General features: G+C 65.6%; 26 protein-coding genes. All 26 read left to right on the top strand.

Annotation, left to right across the window (positions count from 1 at the left end; genetic code table 11):
- Positions 1-2: 2 nt before the first annotated feature.
- Positions 3-674 carry a 50S ribosomal protein L4 gene (rplD, locus tag FHX37_RS14865; RefSeq protein ID WP_141924465.1) on the top strand — a complete coding sequence of 224 codons (672 nt, stop codon included), beginning with the start codon at positions 3-5 and terminating at the stop codon, positions 672-674.
- Positions 671-961 (top strand): 50S ribosomal protein L23, encoded by a 291-nt coding sequence (gene rplW, locus FHX37_RS14860; RefSeq protein WP_141924464.1) that lies wholly within the window; start codon positions 671-673, stop codon positions 959-961. The genes rplD and rplW overlap by 4 nt, the downstream gene beginning before the upstream one ends.
- A gap of 56 nt (positions 962-1,017) precedes the next feature.
- Positions 1,018-1,851, top strand: coding sequence for a 50S ribosomal protein L2 (gene rplB, locus FHX37_RS14855; protein ID WP_141924463.1), 834 nt, complete (start codon positions 1,018-1,020; stop codon positions 1,849-1,851).
- Positions 1,852-1,863: 12 nt separating this feature from the next.
- Entirely contained in the window at positions 1,864-2,142 is a 279-nt protein-coding gene (gene rpsS / locus FHX37_RS14850; protein ID WP_141924462.1) for a 30S ribosomal protein S19, read from the top strand.
- Positions 2,143-2,213: 71 nt separating this feature from the next.
- The gene (rplV, locus tag FHX37_RS14845) at positions 2,214-2,591 is read left to right on the top strand and encodes a 50S ribosomal protein L22 (protein ID WP_141924461.1); all 378 of its coding nucleotides are present in this window, start codon (positions 2,214-2,216) and stop codon (positions 2,589-2,591) included.
- The gene (rpsC, locus tag FHX37_RS14840; protein ID WP_141924460.1) at positions 2,591-3,439 is read left to right on the top strand and encodes a 30S ribosomal protein S3; all 849 of its coding nucleotides are present in this window, start codon (positions 2,591-2,593) and stop codon (positions 3,437-3,439) included. Before rplV ends, rpsC begins: the two co-directional genes overlap by 1 nt.
- Positions 3,440-3,442: 3 nt before the next feature.
- Positions 3,443-3,859 carry a 50S ribosomal protein L16 gene (gene rplP, locus FHX37_RS14835; RefSeq protein WP_141924459.1) on the top strand — a complete coding sequence of 139 codons (417 nt, stop codon included), beginning with the start codon at positions 3,443-3,445 and terminating at the stop codon, positions 3,857-3,859.
- Positions 3,859-4,113 carry a 50S ribosomal protein L29 gene (gene rpmC, locus FHX37_RS14830; RefSeq protein ID WP_141925276.1) on the top strand — a complete coding sequence of 85 codons (255 nt, stop codon included), beginning with the start codon at positions 3,859-3,861 and terminating at the stop codon, positions 4,111-4,113. Before rplP ends, rpmC begins: the two co-directional genes overlap by 1 nt.
- Positions 4,110-4,388 (top strand): 30S ribosomal protein S17, encoded by a 279-nt coding sequence (gene rpsQ / locus FHX37_RS14825; protein ID WP_141924458.1) that lies wholly within the window; start codon positions 4,110-4,112, stop codon positions 4,386-4,388. Before rpmC ends, rpsQ begins: the two co-directional genes overlap by 4 nt.
- A gap of 102 nt (positions 4,389-4,490) precedes the next feature.
- Positions 4,491-4,859, top strand: coding sequence for a 50S ribosomal protein L14 (gene rplN, locus FHX37_RS14820; RefSeq protein WP_141924457.1), 369 nt, complete (start codon positions 4,491-4,493; stop codon positions 4,857-4,859).
- A 3-nt stretch (positions 4,860-4,862) separates the two neighbouring features.
- Positions 4,863-5,168: a 50S ribosomal protein L24 gene (rplX, locus tag FHX37_RS14815; protein ID WP_141924456.1), complete on the top strand. Its 306-nt coding sequence runs from the start codon at positions 4,863-4,865 to the stop codon at positions 5,166-5,168.
- Positions 5,168-5,749, top strand: a complete 582-nt coding sequence (rplE, locus tag FHX37_RS14810) for a 50S ribosomal protein L5 (protein WP_141924455.1) — start codon at positions 5,168-5,170, stop codon at positions 5,747-5,749. Before rplX ends, rplE begins: the two co-directional genes overlap by 1 nt.
- Before the next feature lie 13 nt (positions 5,750-5,762).
- A complete protein-coding gene (locus FHX37_RS14805) occupies positions 5,763-5,948 on the top strand; it encodes a type Z 30S ribosomal protein S14 (RefSeq protein WP_141924454.1) in 186 nt (61 codons plus the stop codon).
- Positions 5,949-6,174: 226 nt separating this feature from the next.
- Entirely contained in the window at positions 6,175-6,573 is a 399-nt protein-coding gene (gene rpsH, locus FHX37_RS14800) for a 30S ribosomal protein S8 (RefSeq protein ID WP_141924453.1), read from the top strand.
- Between the two features lie 15 nt (positions 6,574-6,588).
- Entirely contained in the window at positions 6,589-7,125 is a 537-nt protein-coding gene (gene rplF / locus FHX37_RS14795; RefSeq protein ID WP_141924452.1) for a 50S ribosomal protein L6, read from the top strand.
- Positions 7,126-7,127: 2 nt separating this feature from the next.
- The gene (rplR, locus tag FHX37_RS14790; protein WP_141924451.1) at positions 7,128-7,517 is read left to right on the top strand and encodes a 50S ribosomal protein L18; all 390 of its coding nucleotides are present in this window, start codon (positions 7,128-7,130) and stop codon (positions 7,515-7,517) included.
- 52 nt (positions 7,518-7,569) lie between these two features.
- Positions 7,570-8,175, top strand: a complete 606-nt coding sequence (gene rpsE, locus FHX37_RS14785; RefSeq protein ID WP_141924450.1) for a 30S ribosomal protein S5 — start codon at positions 7,570-7,572, stop codon at positions 8,173-8,175.
- 2 nt (positions 8,176-8,177) lie between these two features.
- On the top strand, positions 8,178-8,363 hold the full coding sequence (gene rpmD / locus FHX37_RS14780; protein ID WP_141924449.1) for a 50S ribosomal protein L30: 186 nt from the start codon (positions 8,178-8,180) through the stop codon (positions 8,361-8,363).
- Positions 8,360-8,818, top strand: coding sequence for a 50S ribosomal protein L15 (rplO, locus tag FHX37_RS14775; RefSeq protein ID WP_141924448.1), 459 nt, complete (start codon positions 8,360-8,362; stop codon positions 8,816-8,818). Before rpmD ends, rplO begins: the two co-directional genes overlap by 4 nt.
- Before the next feature lie 286 nt (positions 8,819-9,104).
- On the top strand, positions 9,105-10,421 hold the full coding sequence (gene secY, locus FHX37_RS14770) for a preprotein translocase subunit SecY (protein WP_141924447.1): 1,317 nt from the start codon (positions 9,105-9,107) through the stop codon (positions 10,419-10,421).
- 11 nt (positions 10,422-10,432) lie between these two features.
- Positions 10,433-11,071, top strand: a complete 639-nt coding sequence (locus FHX37_RS14765) for an adenylate kinase (protein ID WP_141925275.1) — start codon at positions 10,433-10,435, stop codon at positions 11,069-11,071.
- Positions 11,071-11,892, top strand: a complete 822-nt coding sequence (map, locus tag FHX37_RS14760) for a type I methionyl aminopeptidase (protein ID WP_141924446.1) — start codon at positions 11,071-11,073, stop codon at positions 11,890-11,892. Before FHX37_RS14765 ends, map begins: the two co-directional genes overlap by 1 nt.
- Positions 11,893-12,068: 176 nt before the next feature.
- The gene (locus FHX37_RS14755; RefSeq protein WP_342777616.1) at positions 12,069-12,521 is read left to right on the top strand and encodes a DUF1707 SHOCT-like domain-containing protein; all 453 of its coding nucleotides are present in this window, start codon (positions 12,069-12,071) and stop codon (positions 12,519-12,521) included.
- A gap of 278 nt (positions 12,522-12,799) precedes the next feature.
- Complete coding sequence (gene infA / locus FHX37_RS14750) at positions 12,800-13,021, top strand: translation initiation factor IF-1 (RefSeq protein WP_211351839.1); 222 nt, start codon at positions 12,800-12,802, stop codon at positions 13,019-13,021.
- A gap of 63 nt (positions 13,022-13,084) precedes the next feature.
- Complete coding sequence (rpmJ, locus tag FHX37_RS14745; protein WP_141924444.1) at positions 13,085-13,198, top strand: 50S ribosomal protein L36; 114 nt, start codon at positions 13,085-13,087, stop codon at positions 13,196-13,198.
- Positions 13,199-13,388: 190 nt separating this feature from the next.
- Entirely contained in the window at positions 13,389-13,769 is a 381-nt protein-coding gene (gene rpsM / locus FHX37_RS14740; RefSeq protein ID WP_141924443.1) for a 30S ribosomal protein S13, read from the top strand.
- Positions 13,770-13,820 lie beyond the last annotated feature (51 nt).

Raw genomic sequence — 13,820 nt, 5'->3', positions numbered from 1 at the left:
CCATGGCCACGATCGAGGTCAAGAATCCCGACGGGAGCACGGGACGCAACGTTGAGCTTCCGGAGGCGGTCTTCGATCAGCAGGTGAACATCCCGCTGATGCACCAGGTCGTCACCGCGCAGCAGGCCGCGTCCCGGCAGGGAACGCACGCGACCAAGACCCGCGGCGACGTCCGCGGCGGTGGGAAGAAGCCCTACCGCCAGAAGGGGACGGGGCGCGCGCGGCAGGGCTCCACCCGGGCCCCGCAGTTCGTCGGCGGCGGCACGGTGCACGGGCCGCAGCCGCGTGACTACAGCCAGCGGACTCCGAAGAAGATGAAGGCCGCCGCGCTGCGCGGTGCCCTCTCGGACCGGGCCCGCAAGGGACGGGTGCACGTCCTGAGCGAGTTCCTCCCCGAGGACACGGCGAGCAAGCGCACCCAGACCGCGCAGCGGACCCTGCGGAGCGTCACGGAGTCGAACAAGGTGCTGGTCGTCCTCGGCCAGGCGGACGGGCACAACCGCCTCGCACTGCGCAACCTGCCCGAGGTCCACATCATCACCGGGGGACAGGTGAACACCTACGACGTCCTGTACTCCGACGACGTGGTCTTCACCGAGCGCGGCTACGAGGAGTTCCTGGCCAACGTGGCCGGCGCCTCCCGGAGTGCGACGTCTCAGGAGGAGGACCAGTGAAGATCCCCGACCCTCGGGACATCATCATCGAACCGGTGATTTCCGAGAAGAGCTATGGGCTGATGGACCGGAACGAGTACACGTTCCTGGTCCGGCCGCATGTCAACAAGACGCAGATCAAGATCGCGATCGAGAAGATTTTCGACGTGAAGGTCGATCGTGTGAACACGATCAACCGTCAGGGCAAGCGCAAGCGCACCCGCTCCGGTTACGGGAAGCGTCCCGACACCAAGCGGGCGATCGTGAGTGTGCGTGACGGGGACCAGATCGACATCTTCGGTTTCTGATCGGGTTCCGCTGACCGCTGCAACGCAAGCGACACGTAAAGGAATGCGCGAAGAAGATGGGCATTCGTAGACACAAGCCGACGACACCGGGTCGTCGCGGCTCCAGCGGGAGCGACTTCGCTGAGATCACCCGCTCGCAGCCGGAAAAGTCCCTGGTGCGTCCGCTGAAGAAGAAGGGCGGGCGTAACGGCCACGGCCGGATCACGACCCGCCACCAGGGCGGCGGTCACAAGCGCGCCTACCGCGTGATCGACTTCCGCCGGCACGACAAGGACGGGATTCCGGCCAAGGTCGCCCACATCGAGTACGACCCGAACCGTACGGCCCGGATCGCGCTGCTGCACTACGTGGACGGGGAGAAGCGCTACATCCTCGCCCCGGCCGGCCTGAAGCAGGGCAACCACGTGGAGAACGGTCCCGGCTCGGACATCAAGGCGGGCAACTGCCTGCCGCTGCGGAACATCCCCACGGGTACGTTCGTCCACGCCGTGGAGCTCAAGCCGGGCGGCGGAGCGAAGCTGGGCCGGTCCGCCGGTTCCCAGATCCAGCTGCTGGCCAAGGAAGGCGCCTACGCCACGCTGCGCATGCCCTCCGGGGAGATGCGTCAGGTCGAGGTCACCTGCCGGGCGACCGTTGGGCAGGTCGGCAACGCCGAGCAGTCCAACATCTCCTGGGGCAAGGCCGGCCGTAAGCGCTGGAAGGGCAAGCGTCCCGAGGTGCGCGGTGTGGCCATGAACCCGATCGACCACCCGCTCGGTGGTGGTGAGGGCCGCAGCTCCGGTGGCCGGCATCCGGTCAGTCCCTGGGGTAAGCCCGAGGGGCGCACCCGCAAGCCGAACAAGGACAGTGACCGGCTCATCGTGCGTCGGCGCGGCAAGAAGAAGCGGTAAGGAGCACGTCCGATGCCACGTAGCCTGAAGAAGGGCCCGTTCGTGGACCACCACCTGGTGAAGAAGGTGGAGGCACAGAACGAGAAGGGCACCAAGAACGTCATCAAGACGTGGTCGCGGCGTTCCATGGTGACTCCGGAGATGATCGGGCACACGATCGCCGTCCACGACGGCCGTAAGCACATCCCGGTCTTCATCTCCGAGGCGATGGTCGGCCACAAGCTCGGGGAGTTCGCGCCGCCGCGCACCTTCCGGAGCCACGTCAAGGAAGACCGCCGTAGCCGCCGTTAGCGGTTGCACCGCAGTAAAGAACCGTTCTCCCCACGGTGGTGGGGGTGATTTCCGTGAGCGAGGGAAAAGCGATGGGAACGAGGGCACAGGCACGGTTCATCCGTGTTACGCCCCGAAAGGCCCGCCGGGTGGTGGACCTTATTCGCGGGTTGCCCGCTGACGAGGCACAGGCGGTGCTCCGGTTCGCGCCCCAGGCAGCGAGCGAGCCGGTGGGCAAGGTGCTCGCGAGCGCCATCGCCAATGCCGAGCACAACGACAAGTTGGACCGCGAGACGCTGGTGGTCGGCCGCGCTTGGGTGGACGAGGGGCCCACTCTGAAGCGGATCCGGCCGCGGGGCTTCGGCCGCGCTTTCCGGGTCACCAAGCGGACGAGCCACATCACGGTGGTCGTCGAGCCGCGCGCGGCCGCGGGCGCCTCGTCAGCCAAGACGAAGGAAAGGACCCGATAGTGGGGCAGAAGATCAACCCGCACGGGTTCCGGCTCGGTGTCACCACGGACTTCAAGAGCCGTTGGTACGCCGACAAGCTGTACAAGGATTACGTCAAGGAAGACGTCGCCATCCGCCGGATGCTGAACCGCGGCATGGAGCGCGCCGGTATCTCCAAGGTGGAGATCGAGCGCACCCGTGAGCGCGTTCGGGTCGACATCCACACCGCCCGGCCGGGCATCGTCATCGGTCGTCGCGGCTCTGAGGCCGACCGCATCCGTGGTGACCTGGAGAAGCTGACCCAGAAGCAGGTGCAGCTCAACATCCTCGAGGTCAAGAACCCGGAGACCGACGCTCAGCTCGTCGCTCAGGGGGTCGCGGAACAGCTTGCGAGCCGGGTCGCGTTCCGCCGGGCGATGCGTAAGGCAATGCAGAGTGCGTCGAAGAGCGGCGCCAAGGGAGTCCGCATCCAGTGCAGCGGACGCCTCGGCGGCGCCGAGATGTCGCGCTCCGAGTTCTACCGCGAAGGCCGTGTGCCGCTGCACACCCTGCGCGCCGACATCGACTACGGCTTCTTCGAGGCCCGTACGACGTTCGGCCGTATCGGTGTGAAGGTCTGGGTCTACAAGGGCGACGCCCCGGCGACCCGGGAGGAGCGTGAGGCCCAGCAGGCCGCGCAGCGCGCTCCGGGCGGCTCCGGTAACGGCGGTGGCCAGCAGCAGCGTCGGGAGCGGGGCCAGCGTCGGCGTCGCGGCGGCGGTGGTGGCGGCGGCCAGCAGGGCGGCCAGAACCAGCAGGCCGGAACCAAGTCCGGCGCCTCGGCAGAGGCGTCGAACGACACTGAGAAGTCCGGGAACGAGGGGAGCTGACCAATGCTGATTCCCCGTAAGGTGAAGTACCGTAAGCAGCACCACCCGGATATCAGTGGTCGCGCCAAAGGCGGTACGAAGGTTAACTTCGGTGAGTTCGGCATCCAGGCGCTGGAAGCCGGATATGTCACCAACCGGCAGATCGAGTCCGCGCGTATCGCTATGACGCGGCACATCCGCCGTGGCGGCAAGGTCTGGATCAACATCTTCCCGGACCGCCCCATGACCAAGAAGCCCGCCGAGACCCGTATGGGCTCCGGTAAGGGCTCCCCGGAGTGGTGGGTCGCCCCGGTCAAGCCTGGACGCGTGATGTTCGAGCTGTCGGGTGTACAGGAACCGGTGGCCAAGGAGGCCATGCGGCTTGCGATGCACAAGCTCCCGATGAAGTGCAAGTTCGTGAAGCGCGAAGTGGAGGCGTGATGGCGAAGTCCCTGACCGCCAGTGAGCTTCGGGCACAGTCCCAAGAGGACCTGATCTCCAAGCTCAAAGAGGCGAAGGAAGAGCTGTTCAACCTCCGCTTCCAGGCCGCTACCGGGCAGTTGGACAATCACAGTCGGCTGCGCACCGTTAAGCGTGAGATCGCACGGATCTACACGGTTATGCGGGAGCACGAGCTCGGCATCATGCCGCTGACCGGTGAGTCGGCTGAGAAGACGAAGGAAGCGGCTGAATGAGCGAGACCAACGTGCAGAGTGCCACGCGTAACTACCGCAAGGTGCGCGAGGGCATAGTTGTCAGCGACAAGATGCAGAAGACTGTCGTTGTCGAGGTGGAGGACCGCGCCAAGCACCCGCTGTATGGCAAGGTCATTCGCCGCACCACGAAGTACAAGGCCCACGACGAGGCGGAGGTCTGCAACATCGGCGACCGGGTTCGCCTGATGGAGACCCGCCCGATGTCGGCGACCAAGCGCTGGCGCGTCGTGGAGATCCTGGAGAAGGCTAAGTAGACCCCTGGTCGGCGGTCGGTCGCGGTATCGATCGGCCGCCCGTGGGGGTGTGACCACCTAGCAGCGCGGGAGGGATCTCGCGCACACACATCAGGAGCAGACGTGATTCAGCAGGAGTCGCGACTCAAGGTCGCCGACAACACGGGGGCCAAGGAGATCCTGGCCGTTCGTGTCCTCGGCGGTTCGGGTCGGCGCTACGCGGGCATCGGCGACAGGATCGTGGCGACGGTGAAGGACGCCCTTCCCGCTGCCGGCGTGAAGAGGGGCGATGTCGTCAAGGCCGTTGTCGTGCGCACCAAAAAGGAGCGCCGCCGGCCCGACGGCTCCTACATCCGCTTCGATGAGAACGCCGCCGTACTCATCAAGGACGGTGGGGACCCGCGGGGCACTCGCATCTTCGGCCCGGTCGGCCGCGAGCTGCGGGACAAGAGGTACATGCGCATTATCTCGCTAGCGCCGGAGGTGCTGTAGGCGATGAAGGTCAAAAAGGAGGACGAGGTCGTCGTCATCGCCGGCAAGGACAAGGGTGCTACCGGGAAGGTTCTGCGGGCCCTTCCTAAGGAGCAGCGTGTCGTCGTCGAGGGCGTCAACCTCATCAAGAAGCACAAGAAGGCGAATCCGGCGGGCGGCCAGCAGGGTGAGGTCATCACGAAGGAGGCGCCGATCCACGTCAGCAACGTCGCCCTGATGGAGGGCGGCAAGCCGGTTCGTGTCGGTTACCGCTTCGAGGAGGACGGAACCAAGGTTCGGATCTCCCGCCACACCGGTAAGGACATCTGATGACGGTTACTGCTGACACTGGGACCGAAGCGCCGGCAATGCCGCGCCTGAAAGAGAAGTACCGTTCCGAGATTGTCCCCGGGCTCCGCGAGGAGTTCGAGATCGGCAATATCATGCAGGTGCCCGGTCTGACGAAGATCGTGGTCAACATGGGGATCGGTGAGGCCGCCCGGGACGCGAAACTGGTCCAGGGAGCCTCCGCCGACCTCGCCGCCATCACCGGGCAGAAGCCCAAGGTGAACCGGGCGAAGAAGTCCGTCGCCCAGTTCAAGGTGCGCGAGGGCATGCCGATCGGTGTGAGTGCCACGCTGCGCGGGGACCGGATGTGGGAGTTCCTGGACCGCCTGCTTTCCCTGGCGCTGCCGCGGATTCGTGACTTCCGCGGACTGTCGCCCAAGCAGTTCGACGGGAACGGCAATTACACCTTCGGGTTGACCGAGCAGGTGATGTTCCACGAGATCAATCCGGACAACATCGACCGGCAGCGTGGGATGGACATCACGGTCGTGACCACGGCGGCCACTGACGATGAGGGCCGGAGTCTGCTCAGGCGGCTCGGTTTCCCGTTCAAGGAAGCTTGAGGGACGACGAGGGATGGCTAAGAAAGCACTGATCGCCAAGGCGAACCGGAAACAGAAGTTCTCCGTTCGCGCGTATACTCGGTGCTCGCGGTGCGGGCGTTCGCGTGCCGTGTTCCGGAAGTTCGGTCTGTGCAGGATCTGCTTCCGCGACATGGCGCACCGCGGCGAGCTTCCGGGGATTACCAAGTCGAGCTGGTAACCACCGGCCGGGCGAGAGCGACCTCGTTGAGTCAGGTCGGCGTCTCGCGGGGCGGTAGGGCACCGTCGCAGAGGACAAATGAACCAACCGGGCACTGTGCCTGTGGCCAGTGCCCATGACCACGCTGTAGGTCCCAGAGGGGCCGCGTCACCAGTACGGGAGAACAGGGCGTGCGGGAACACGTCCTGTCCTTGGGGAAACCGCAGCGAGGAAGGGCCTATCGGCCATGACGATGACCGATCCGATCGCAGACATGCTAACGCGTCTGCGTAACGCGAGTTCGGCGCACCACGACGTCGTGGTGATGCCGTATTCCAAGATCAAGGCGCACATCGCCGAGATCCTCCAGCAGGAGGGATACGTCCAGGGCTGGCGTTCCGAAGAGGCCACAGTGGGCAAGAGCCTCGTGGTGGAGCTGAAGTACGGGCCGACCCGGGAACGTTCCATCGCCGGCATCCGTCGAGTCTCCAAGCCGGGGCTGCGGGTTTATGCGAAGAAGGACAACCTTCCGCGTGTCCTGGGTGGCCTCGGCGTGGCCATCATCTCGACGTCCGGTGGCCTGATGACCGACAAGCAGGCCAAAAAGCATGGCGTGGGTGGCGAAGTCCTCGCCTACGTCTGGTAAGGGAGAGAAATCAGCATGTCGCGTATTGGTCGACTGCCGATCTCGGTCCCCAAGGGCGTCGAAGTCACGATTGACGGTCAGGACGTCAAAGTCAAGGGGCCGAAGGGCGAACTGAGCCACACTATCGCTTCGCCGATCACCGCCGAGCACTCCGAGGGCACCATCACGGTGGACCGCCCGGACGACAAGCCGGACACCCGGTCGTTGCACGGGCTGACCCGGGCACTGCTCTCCAACCTCGTCGAGGGCGTCTCCAACGGGTTCAGCAAGACCCTGGAGATCACCGGTGTCGGTTACCGGGTGCAGGCCCGGGGGGAGAACCTCGAGTTCTCGCTGGGCTACAGCCACCCCATCACCATAGAGCCCCCGGAGGGCATCACCTTCCGGGTGGAGAAACCGACGCAGCTGGTCGTCGAGGGAATCGACAAGCAGCTCGTGGGTCAGGTCGCCGCCAACATCCGAAACTTGCGCAGGCCCGATCCGTACAAGGCCAAGGGCGTGCGGTACAAGGGCGAGCAGATCCGCCGCAAGGCCGGAAAGGCTGGTAAGTAAGCATGGCGAAGAGCACGACGCTGGCCCGCAGCAAGGGAACGGCCACGCGCGCGGCTTCCCGTGCGCGGCGGCATCTGCGGGTTCGCAAGAAGATCTCGGGGACTCCTCAGCGTCCGCGTCTGGTCGTCACTCGTTCCTCCAAGCACATGGTCGCCCAGATCGTGGACGACACCCAGGGCCACACCCTGGCGTCGGCCTCCAGCATGGACCCGACCATCCGCGCGGTCGGGGGAACGAAGACCGAGAAGTCGCACAAGGTCGGCGAGCTGCTGGCGCAGCGGGCAGCGGACGCCGGTATCAGCGCGGTCGTCTTCGACCGGGGAGGGTACCGCTACCATGGCCGGATCGCGGCCATGGCCGACAGCGCGCGTTCCGGCGGACTGGAGTTCTAACAATGACGAACTCGGTCAAGAGCAATCTTATCGACGGGAAGAGGAACCACTGATGGCTGCAGCTCCGCGGCGCGGCGCCGGTGGCGAGCGGCGCGACCGCCGCGACGATCGCCGCGGCGGCGCCGCAGACAAGGGTGTCTCCTACACCGAGAAAGTCGTGACCATCAACCGGGTCGCCAAGGTTGTGAAGGGCGGGCGTCGCTTCAGCTTCACCGCCCTGGTGGTTGTCGGCGACGGCAACGGCATGGTCGGCGTCGGTTACGGCAAGGCCAAGGAAGTTCCCTCGGCCATCGCCAAGGGTGTGGAAGAGGCGAAGAAGAACTTCTTCCGTGTGCCCCGGGTCCAGGGCACGATCACGCACCAGGTGCAGGGTGAGGACGCGGCGGGTGTCGTCCTGCTGCGCCCGGCGGCGCCCGGTACCGGTGTTATCGCCGGTGGCCCGGTGCGTGCGGTGCTGGACTGCGCCGGCGTCCACGACGTGCTGACCAAGTCCCTCGGTTCGGCCAACCCGCTGAACATCGTGCGCGCGACCGAGACCGCGCTCAAGCAGTTGAGCTGGCCGGAGCAGATCGCGGCACGGCGCGGTATGCCGATCGAGGACGTCGCCCCGCCAGCGATGCTGCGCGCCCGGCAGGAAGACACGAAGGCGGGTGCGTAACCATGGCTAACGTGAAGATCACGCAGGTCCGGTCCAAGATCGGCGGGAACCACAAACAGCGTGAGAGCCTGCGTTCGCTCGGCCTGGGGCGGATCGGCAAGACGGCCGTCCACGAGGACCGTCCCGAGGTTCGCGGGCAGATCAACGTCGTTGCGCACCTCGTGAACGTCGAGGAGGTCAGCAAATGAGCGACAACGACGAACCGTTGAAGTTGCACCACCTCAAACCGGCACCCGGGTCGAACAAGAACAAGATCCGCAAGGGCCGGGGCGAGGGCTCCAAGGGCAAGACGTCGGGCCGTGGCCACAAGGGCACCAAGGCCCGTTCGACCGTGCCCACCGGCTTCGAGGGCGGCCAGATGCCGCTGATCAAGCGGCTGCCCAAGCGCCGGGGCTTCAGCAACGCCAGGTTCAAGAAGACCTACCAGGTCGTCAACCTGGATGAGCTGAACGAGCTCTACCCCCAGGGCGGTGAGGTCACGGTCGAGGACCTGGTCGCCAAGGGGGCCGTGCGCAAGAACGAGCTGGTGAAGGTGCTCGGGACGGGTGAGATCACCTCCGCCGTGCGAGTGAGTGCGCACGCGTTCTCGGCATCGGCGAAGGAGAAGATCGTGGCAGCCGGTGGCAGTGCCACCGAGTTGTAGCGATGGCCTACCACCGGCACAGCCAGTTCAGGGGCGCCCGCGGTACGAACCGTCAGGTTCGGGCGGGCGCCCCTGCGCGTATCTCAGGTGGGTATGCTGAGCTGTCGTTATACCCACTGTCGGCACCAGTAACCTGCTGTCACTGCGGATGAGTGTTAAAGTGCCCTTTGCTTGATGCGATGTTTCCGAGCTCCGGGCCACCCCCGGCGCTGACGCTCTACGACGATTCAGGATCGGCCGCGATGTCTCGACTCGGTTCCGCCGCCGAAGCCGCGCAGGAGGAGACGTGCTAGGTGCGTTCGTCCGTGCGTTCCGCACGCCTGACCTGCGGAACAAACTGCTCTTTACGATTTTCATTCTGACCATTTTCCGGCTCGGGTCGGTCATACCCGCCCCCGGAATCGACCCGTCGGCGATTCGGGAGCAAGTGGAGTCGGCCCAGAACGCCGACGAGTCCGGCGTCTACGCGCTGGTCAACCTCTTCAGCGGCGGTGCCCTGCTGCAGCTCGCGGTCTTCGCGTTGGGCATCATGCCCTACATCACCGCCAGTATCATCATCAACCTGCTGACCGTGGTCATCCCCCGGCTGGAGACGCTGAAGAAGGAAGGCCAGGCGGGGCAGACCAAGATCACGCAGTACACGCGGTACTTGACCCTCGCGCTCGCGGTCCTGCAGTCCACCAGCATCATCGCGATGGCGCGCACCGGCCAGCTCTTCCAGCAGACCGGGATCCAGGCCGCCCAGTACATGCCCCGCCAGGACCTCGTCACCCTGGTGACGATGGTCTTCGTGATGACCGCCGGTACCGCCATCATCATGTGGTTCGGTGAGCTGATCACCGAGCGCGGCGTCGGCAACGGTATGTCGTTGATGATCTTCACCCAGGTCATCGCCACGTTCCCCTCGGCGATCCAGACCATCTGGCAGGAGCAGCCGGAGTGGGTGTTCGGGCTCATCTGCGCTGCCGGCCTGGTGCTGATCGCGGGAGTCGTCTTCATCGAGCAGGCACAGCGGCGCATCCCGGTGCAGTACGCGAAGCGGATGGTCGGTCGGCGGATGTACGGGGGCAGCTCCACCTACATCCCGCTGAAGGTGAACCAGGCCGGCATCATCCCGGTGATCTTCGCTTCCTCGCTGCTGTACCTGCCGCAGCTGGCGATCGGGCTGATGGGCCAGGACTCGGACAACGTCGTCGTGGACTTCCTCTCCACGTACTTCGTCAGCGGCACCCATCCCGTCTACATGGCGACGTTCTTCTTGCTGATCGTCGGGTTCGCGTTCTTCTACGTGGCGATCACGTTCAACCCCGCTGAAGTCGCCGACAACATGAAGAAGTATGGTGGGTTCATCCCGGGTATCCGGCCGGGGCGTCCGACCGCGGAGTACCTCGACTATGTGCTGACGCGGCTGACGACTCCCGGTTCGCTGTACCTGGGTGTGATAGCTCTGCTGCCGATGGTGGCGATGGGCGCGTCCGGCGCGAGCCAGAACTTCCCGTTCGGTGGTACGAGCATCCTGATCATGGTCGGTGTCGGGCTGGATACGGTGAAGCAGATCGAGAGTCACCTCCAGCAGAGGAACTACGAAGGTTTTCTGCGATAGTGCGTGCCGTACTGCTAGGGCCCCCAGGTGCCGGTAAGGGTACCCAGGCCCAGATTTTGGCGTCAGAGTTGTCGATCCCGAAGGTGTCCACCGGGGATATCTTCCGTGCCAACGTGAGTGGTGGCACAGAGCTTGGCTTGCAGGCCAAGGAGTACATGGACCGGGGTGACCTGGTTCCCGACGAGATCACCAACGCGATGGTCCGGGACCGGTTGGTCCAGGAGGACGCGCTGCAAGGCTTCCTCCTGGACGGGTTCCCGCGCAACGTCAGCCAGGCTCAGGTGCTGAACAAGATCCTGGTGGAGCTGGACGAGGAGCTGGATGCCGTCGTCGAGCTGAAGGTCGACGAGGAGGAGGTGGTCACCCGCCTCTCCGGCCGTCGTTCCTGCCGGAGCTGCGGCTACGCCCACCACACCCTCTACGACCCCCCGACGGTCGCTGGGGTGTGTGACCAGTGCTCGGGTGAGCTCTTCCAGCGGGAGGACGACAAGGAGGAGACGATCCGGCACCGCATGGAGGTGTACCGGGAGCAGACGGCGCCGCTGGTGTCGTTCTACGCCGACGAGGGGCTGCTCGTCACGATCACCGCGACCGGAACGGTCGAGGAGGTCACGGCTCGGGCGCTGGCGGCGATGGGACGTTCCTCCTGATGTTCCGAAAGGCCGAACCCGAGGTTCAGATCAAGAGCGCGGACCAGATCGCCCGGATGCGCGCCGCGGGCCGGATCGTCGCGCGCACGTTGGGCGAGCTGCGTTCGTCCGCGCGTCCCGGGATGTCCACTCTGGATCTCGACGAGATAGCCGAGCGGATGATCCGGGACGCCGGAGCGGTTCCGTCGTTCAAGGGCTACTACGGGTTCCCCGGTTCGATCTGCACCTCGGTGAACGAGAGGGTCGTGCACGGTATCCCGTCCGCGTCCACGGTGCTGGCGGACGGCGATATCGTCTCGGTCGACTGCGGTGCGATCCTGGACGGATGGCACGGGGACTCCGCGATCACGTTCCCGGTGGGTACTCCGAACCGGGAGGACAGCCGGATGATGGAGGCCTGCGAGGAGTCCATGTGGGCCGGGATCGCGCAGCTGTGGAGCGGCAGGCGCCTCGAGGACATCGGGAACGCGATCGACAGCTACCTCCGGGCGAGCCGGTTCGGCAACGTCCTGGAGTACGGCGGGCACGGCATCGGCACCCAGATGCACATGGAGCCCCACGTCCCCAACCACGGGAAACGCGGTAAGGGGATGAAACTGACGACGGGGATGTGTCTGGCGATCGAACCGATGGCCACCCAGGGGAACCGGCACGTGGTCGAGCTGGACGACGGGTGGACCGTGGTCACTCGGGACGGTAAGCGGGCAGCGCATTTCGAGCATTCCGTGGCCATCACCGAGGACGGGCCGCTGGTTCTGACGGCCCGTCCGGAGAACCAGAAGAAACTCGCCGAACTCGGTTTCCCCGACCCCGGGTTCTGAGCCGTTCCCGTCGCCCGCGGCGGCCGTGCCAACGCGGCGTGTGTCCGCGATGGCGCGGAATGCCGCGCGGGCGGCGTGTGTTCCATCCGACAGCAACCGTCTCCGCCCCGCCGGAACCTCCCCAGCGGGCGCGACGGTGTCCGGACACGGCGGTCTGCCGGTGAGGATGGTGTCGTGTGGCCGATTCCACAGCCCAGATGAGGGCCTCCGACGCTGAGCGCGATCGGGTGGCGCAGTTGTTGCGTGAGCACGCCGACCGGGGGCGGCTGGCGGACGGCGAACTCAGCGACCGGCTGGCGGAGGCCGAGGGCGCCCGTACCCGCGGGCAGCTGTTCTCCCTCACCGCGGACCTCCCGGAACGGGACCTCGCCGAGTTCGTGGAAGAGCGGGCCGTGGACCGAGAGAGGCGGGGCGGACTGGCATTGCTGGGTCATCCGGCCCTGGTGCTCCCGTGGGTCCTGTGGGGCGGTGTGAACGCCGTGTGCCTGGCGGTCTGGCTCACCGCCCTCCTCGCGGGCGGAAGCGGATACCCCTGGTTCCTCTGGGTGCTGGTTCCCTGGGGGGCGGTTATGCTTTTTGTCACACTCGGCGTAGGGGCGATCGGCCTCCTGCGGGGCAGGCGCGGGTGACACCGCTGTCGGGCCGTACCCAGGCTGCGTTGGGAGCACCCGTATCAAGGCGCTAAACTGATAGTGCCCATACGCGGGCTGTTGGGTCAGTCTGCCTTCATTCGCATTCGTTCATTGTGCTGGCGTATGCTAACGCAGTTGACCTGATCTTCCAGAGCGCATTTCTCGCGGGGCTTCCTTCTCGAGGCGAGTTCCGCAGGTGCTCCCTGTTCTGGGGCGCCTCCTGGAAGCGCGTCGGGTTAGTCCAGTGAACAACCGATGAACGAAGCGTGGAGGACATGGCAAAGAAAGACGGCGCCATCGAGATCGAGGGCTCCGTTATCGAGTCCCTACCTAACGCTATGTTCCGAGTGGAGCTCGACAACGGGCACCAGGTCCTTGCCCACATCAGCGGCAAGATGCGGATGCACTACATCCGCATCCTTCCCGACGACCGGGTCGTCGTCGAACTGAGCCCGTACGATCTTACGCGCGGGCGCATCGTGTACCGCTACAAGTAATCCACCATCCGCGGCCGGCTTTCGGGCTGCGCTCGCCGGTGTTGGTATGAGTCCGGAGCCACCATGAAGGTCAAGCCGAGCGTCAAGAGAATCTGTTCAAAGTGCCGGGTGATCCGCCGTAAGGGCGTGATCATGGTGATCTGCTCGGATCCGCGGCACAAGCAGCGTCAGGGCTAGCGTCCCGCTCACCCGACGCGACACCGCCGCGCGGCGCTGGGTCTCGCGGCGTAATCGACGGAAACGCGTTCCGGTCCTCTCCCGCAGGAGGCGAGGGGACAACCCCCGGTCGGAGGCTGGGGCCCCGTCGGATGGGCGACGGGGAGGGAGCGCGTCAGACCTCCGCATACGCATGAAGGAGTTCGCCCATATGGCACGTATTGCCGGCGTCGACCTCCCCCGCGAGAAGCGGGTGGAGATCGCACTCACCTACGTTTACGGGATCGGCCGTACTCGCGCCAACGAGACCCTGGAGAACACCGGGGTCCCGGCGAGCACCCGGGTGCACGAGCTCTCCGAGGACGAGCTGATCAAGCTGCGCGACTGGATCGACGCCAACTACCAGGTCGAGGGCGACCTCCGGCGTGAGGTGCAGGCCGACATCCGCCGCAAGATGGAGATCGCCTGCTACCAGGGCATTCGACACCGCCGCGGCCTTCCCGTGCACGGGCAGCGCACCCAGACGAACGCGCGCACCCGCAAGGGCAAGAAGAAGACCGTGGCCGGAAAGCGGAAGTCCGGAAAGAAGTAGTCCACTCCGGACGCACGGTCGTGTGCCCGAACGCCAACGGACCGATGATCT

This window comes from Haloactinospora alba (genome assembly GCF_006717075.1).
Lineage (GTDB): Bacteria > Actinomycetota > Actinomycetes > Streptosporangiales > Streptosporangiaceae > Haloactinospora > Haloactinospora alba.
Note: the sequence above shows the minus strand (reverse complement) of the source record. Positions and strands in the feature narration are given on the sequence as shown.

Excerpts from the sequence above, each read along its gene's own strand:
- rpsM (WP_141924443.1), top strand. The coding sequence starts at position 13,389 with ATGGCACGTATTGCCGGCGTCGACCTCCCCCGCGAGAAGCGGGTGGAG.
- rpmD (WP_141924449.1), top strand. The coding sequence starts at position 8,178 with ATGGCTAACGTGAAGATCACGCAGGTCCGGTCCAAGATCGGCGGGAAC.
- rpmJ (WP_141924444.1), top strand. The coding sequence starts at position 13,085 with ATGAAGGTCAAGCCGAGCGTCAAGAGAATCTGTTCAAAGTGCCGGGTG.
- FHX37_RS14805 (WP_141924454.1), top strand. The coding sequence starts at position 5,763 with ATGGCTAAGAAAGCACTGATCGCCAAGGCGAACCGGAAACAGAAGTTC.
- rplD (WP_141924465.1), top strand. The coding sequence starts at position 3 with ATGGCCACGATCGAGGTCAAGAATCCCGACGGGAGCACGGGACGCAAC.
- rplR (WP_141924451.1), top strand. The coding sequence starts at position 7,128 with ATGGCGAAGAGCACGACGCTGGCCCGCAGCAAGGGAACGGCCACGCGC.
- rplB (WP_141924463.1), top strand. The coding sequence starts at position 1,018 with ATGGGCATTCGTAGACACAAGCCGACGACACCGGGTCGTCGCGGCTCC.
- rpsS (WP_141924462.1), top strand. The coding sequence starts at position 1,864 with ATGCCACGTAGCCTGAAGAAGGGCCCGTTCGTGGACCACCACCTGGTG.
- infA (WP_211351839.1), top strand. The coding sequence starts at position 12,800 with ATGGCAAAGAAAGACGGCGCCATCGAGATCGAGGGCTCCGTTATCGAG.
- rpsE (WP_141924450.1), top strand. The coding sequence starts at position 7,570 with ATGGCTGCAGCTCCGCGGCGCGGCGCCGGTGGCGAGCGGCGCGACCGC.
- rpmC (WP_141925276.1), top strand. The coding sequence starts at position 3,859 with ATGGCGAAGTCCCTGACCGCCAGTGAGCTTCGGGCACAGTCCCAAGAG.
- rplO (WP_141924448.1), top strand. The coding sequence starts at position 8,360 with ATGAGCGACAACGACGAACCGTTGAAGTTGCACCACCTCAAACCGGCA.
- map (WP_141924446.1), top strand. The coding sequence starts at position 11,071 with ATGTTCCGAAAGGCCGAACCCGAGGTTCAGATCAAGAGCGCGGACCAG.
- rplP (WP_141924459.1), top strand. The coding sequence starts at position 3,443 with ATGCTGATTCCCCGTAAGGTGAAGTACCGTAAGCAGCACCACCCGGAT.
- rplE (WP_141924455.1), top strand. The coding sequence starts at position 5,168 with ATGACGGTTACTGCTGACACTGGGACCGAAGCGCCGGCAATGCCGCGC.
- rplV (WP_141924461.1), top strand. The coding sequence starts at position 2,214 with ATGGGAACGAGGGCACAGGCACGGTTCATCCGTGTTACGCCCCGAAAG.
- rpsQ (WP_141924458.1), top strand. The coding sequence starts at position 4,110 with ATGAGCGAGACCAACGTGCAGAGTGCCACGCGTAACTACCGCAAGGTG.
- rplX (WP_141924456.1), top strand. The coding sequence starts at position 4,863 with ATGAAGGTCAAAAAGGAGGACGAGGTCGTCGTCATCGCCGGCAAGGAC.
- rpsH (WP_141924453.1), top strand. The coding sequence starts at position 6,175 with ATGACGATGACCGATCCGATCGCAGACATGCTAACGCGTCTGCGTAAC.
- rplF (WP_141924452.1), top strand. The coding sequence starts at position 6,589 with ATGTCGCGTATTGGTCGACTGCCGATCTCGGTCCCCAAGGGCGTCGAA.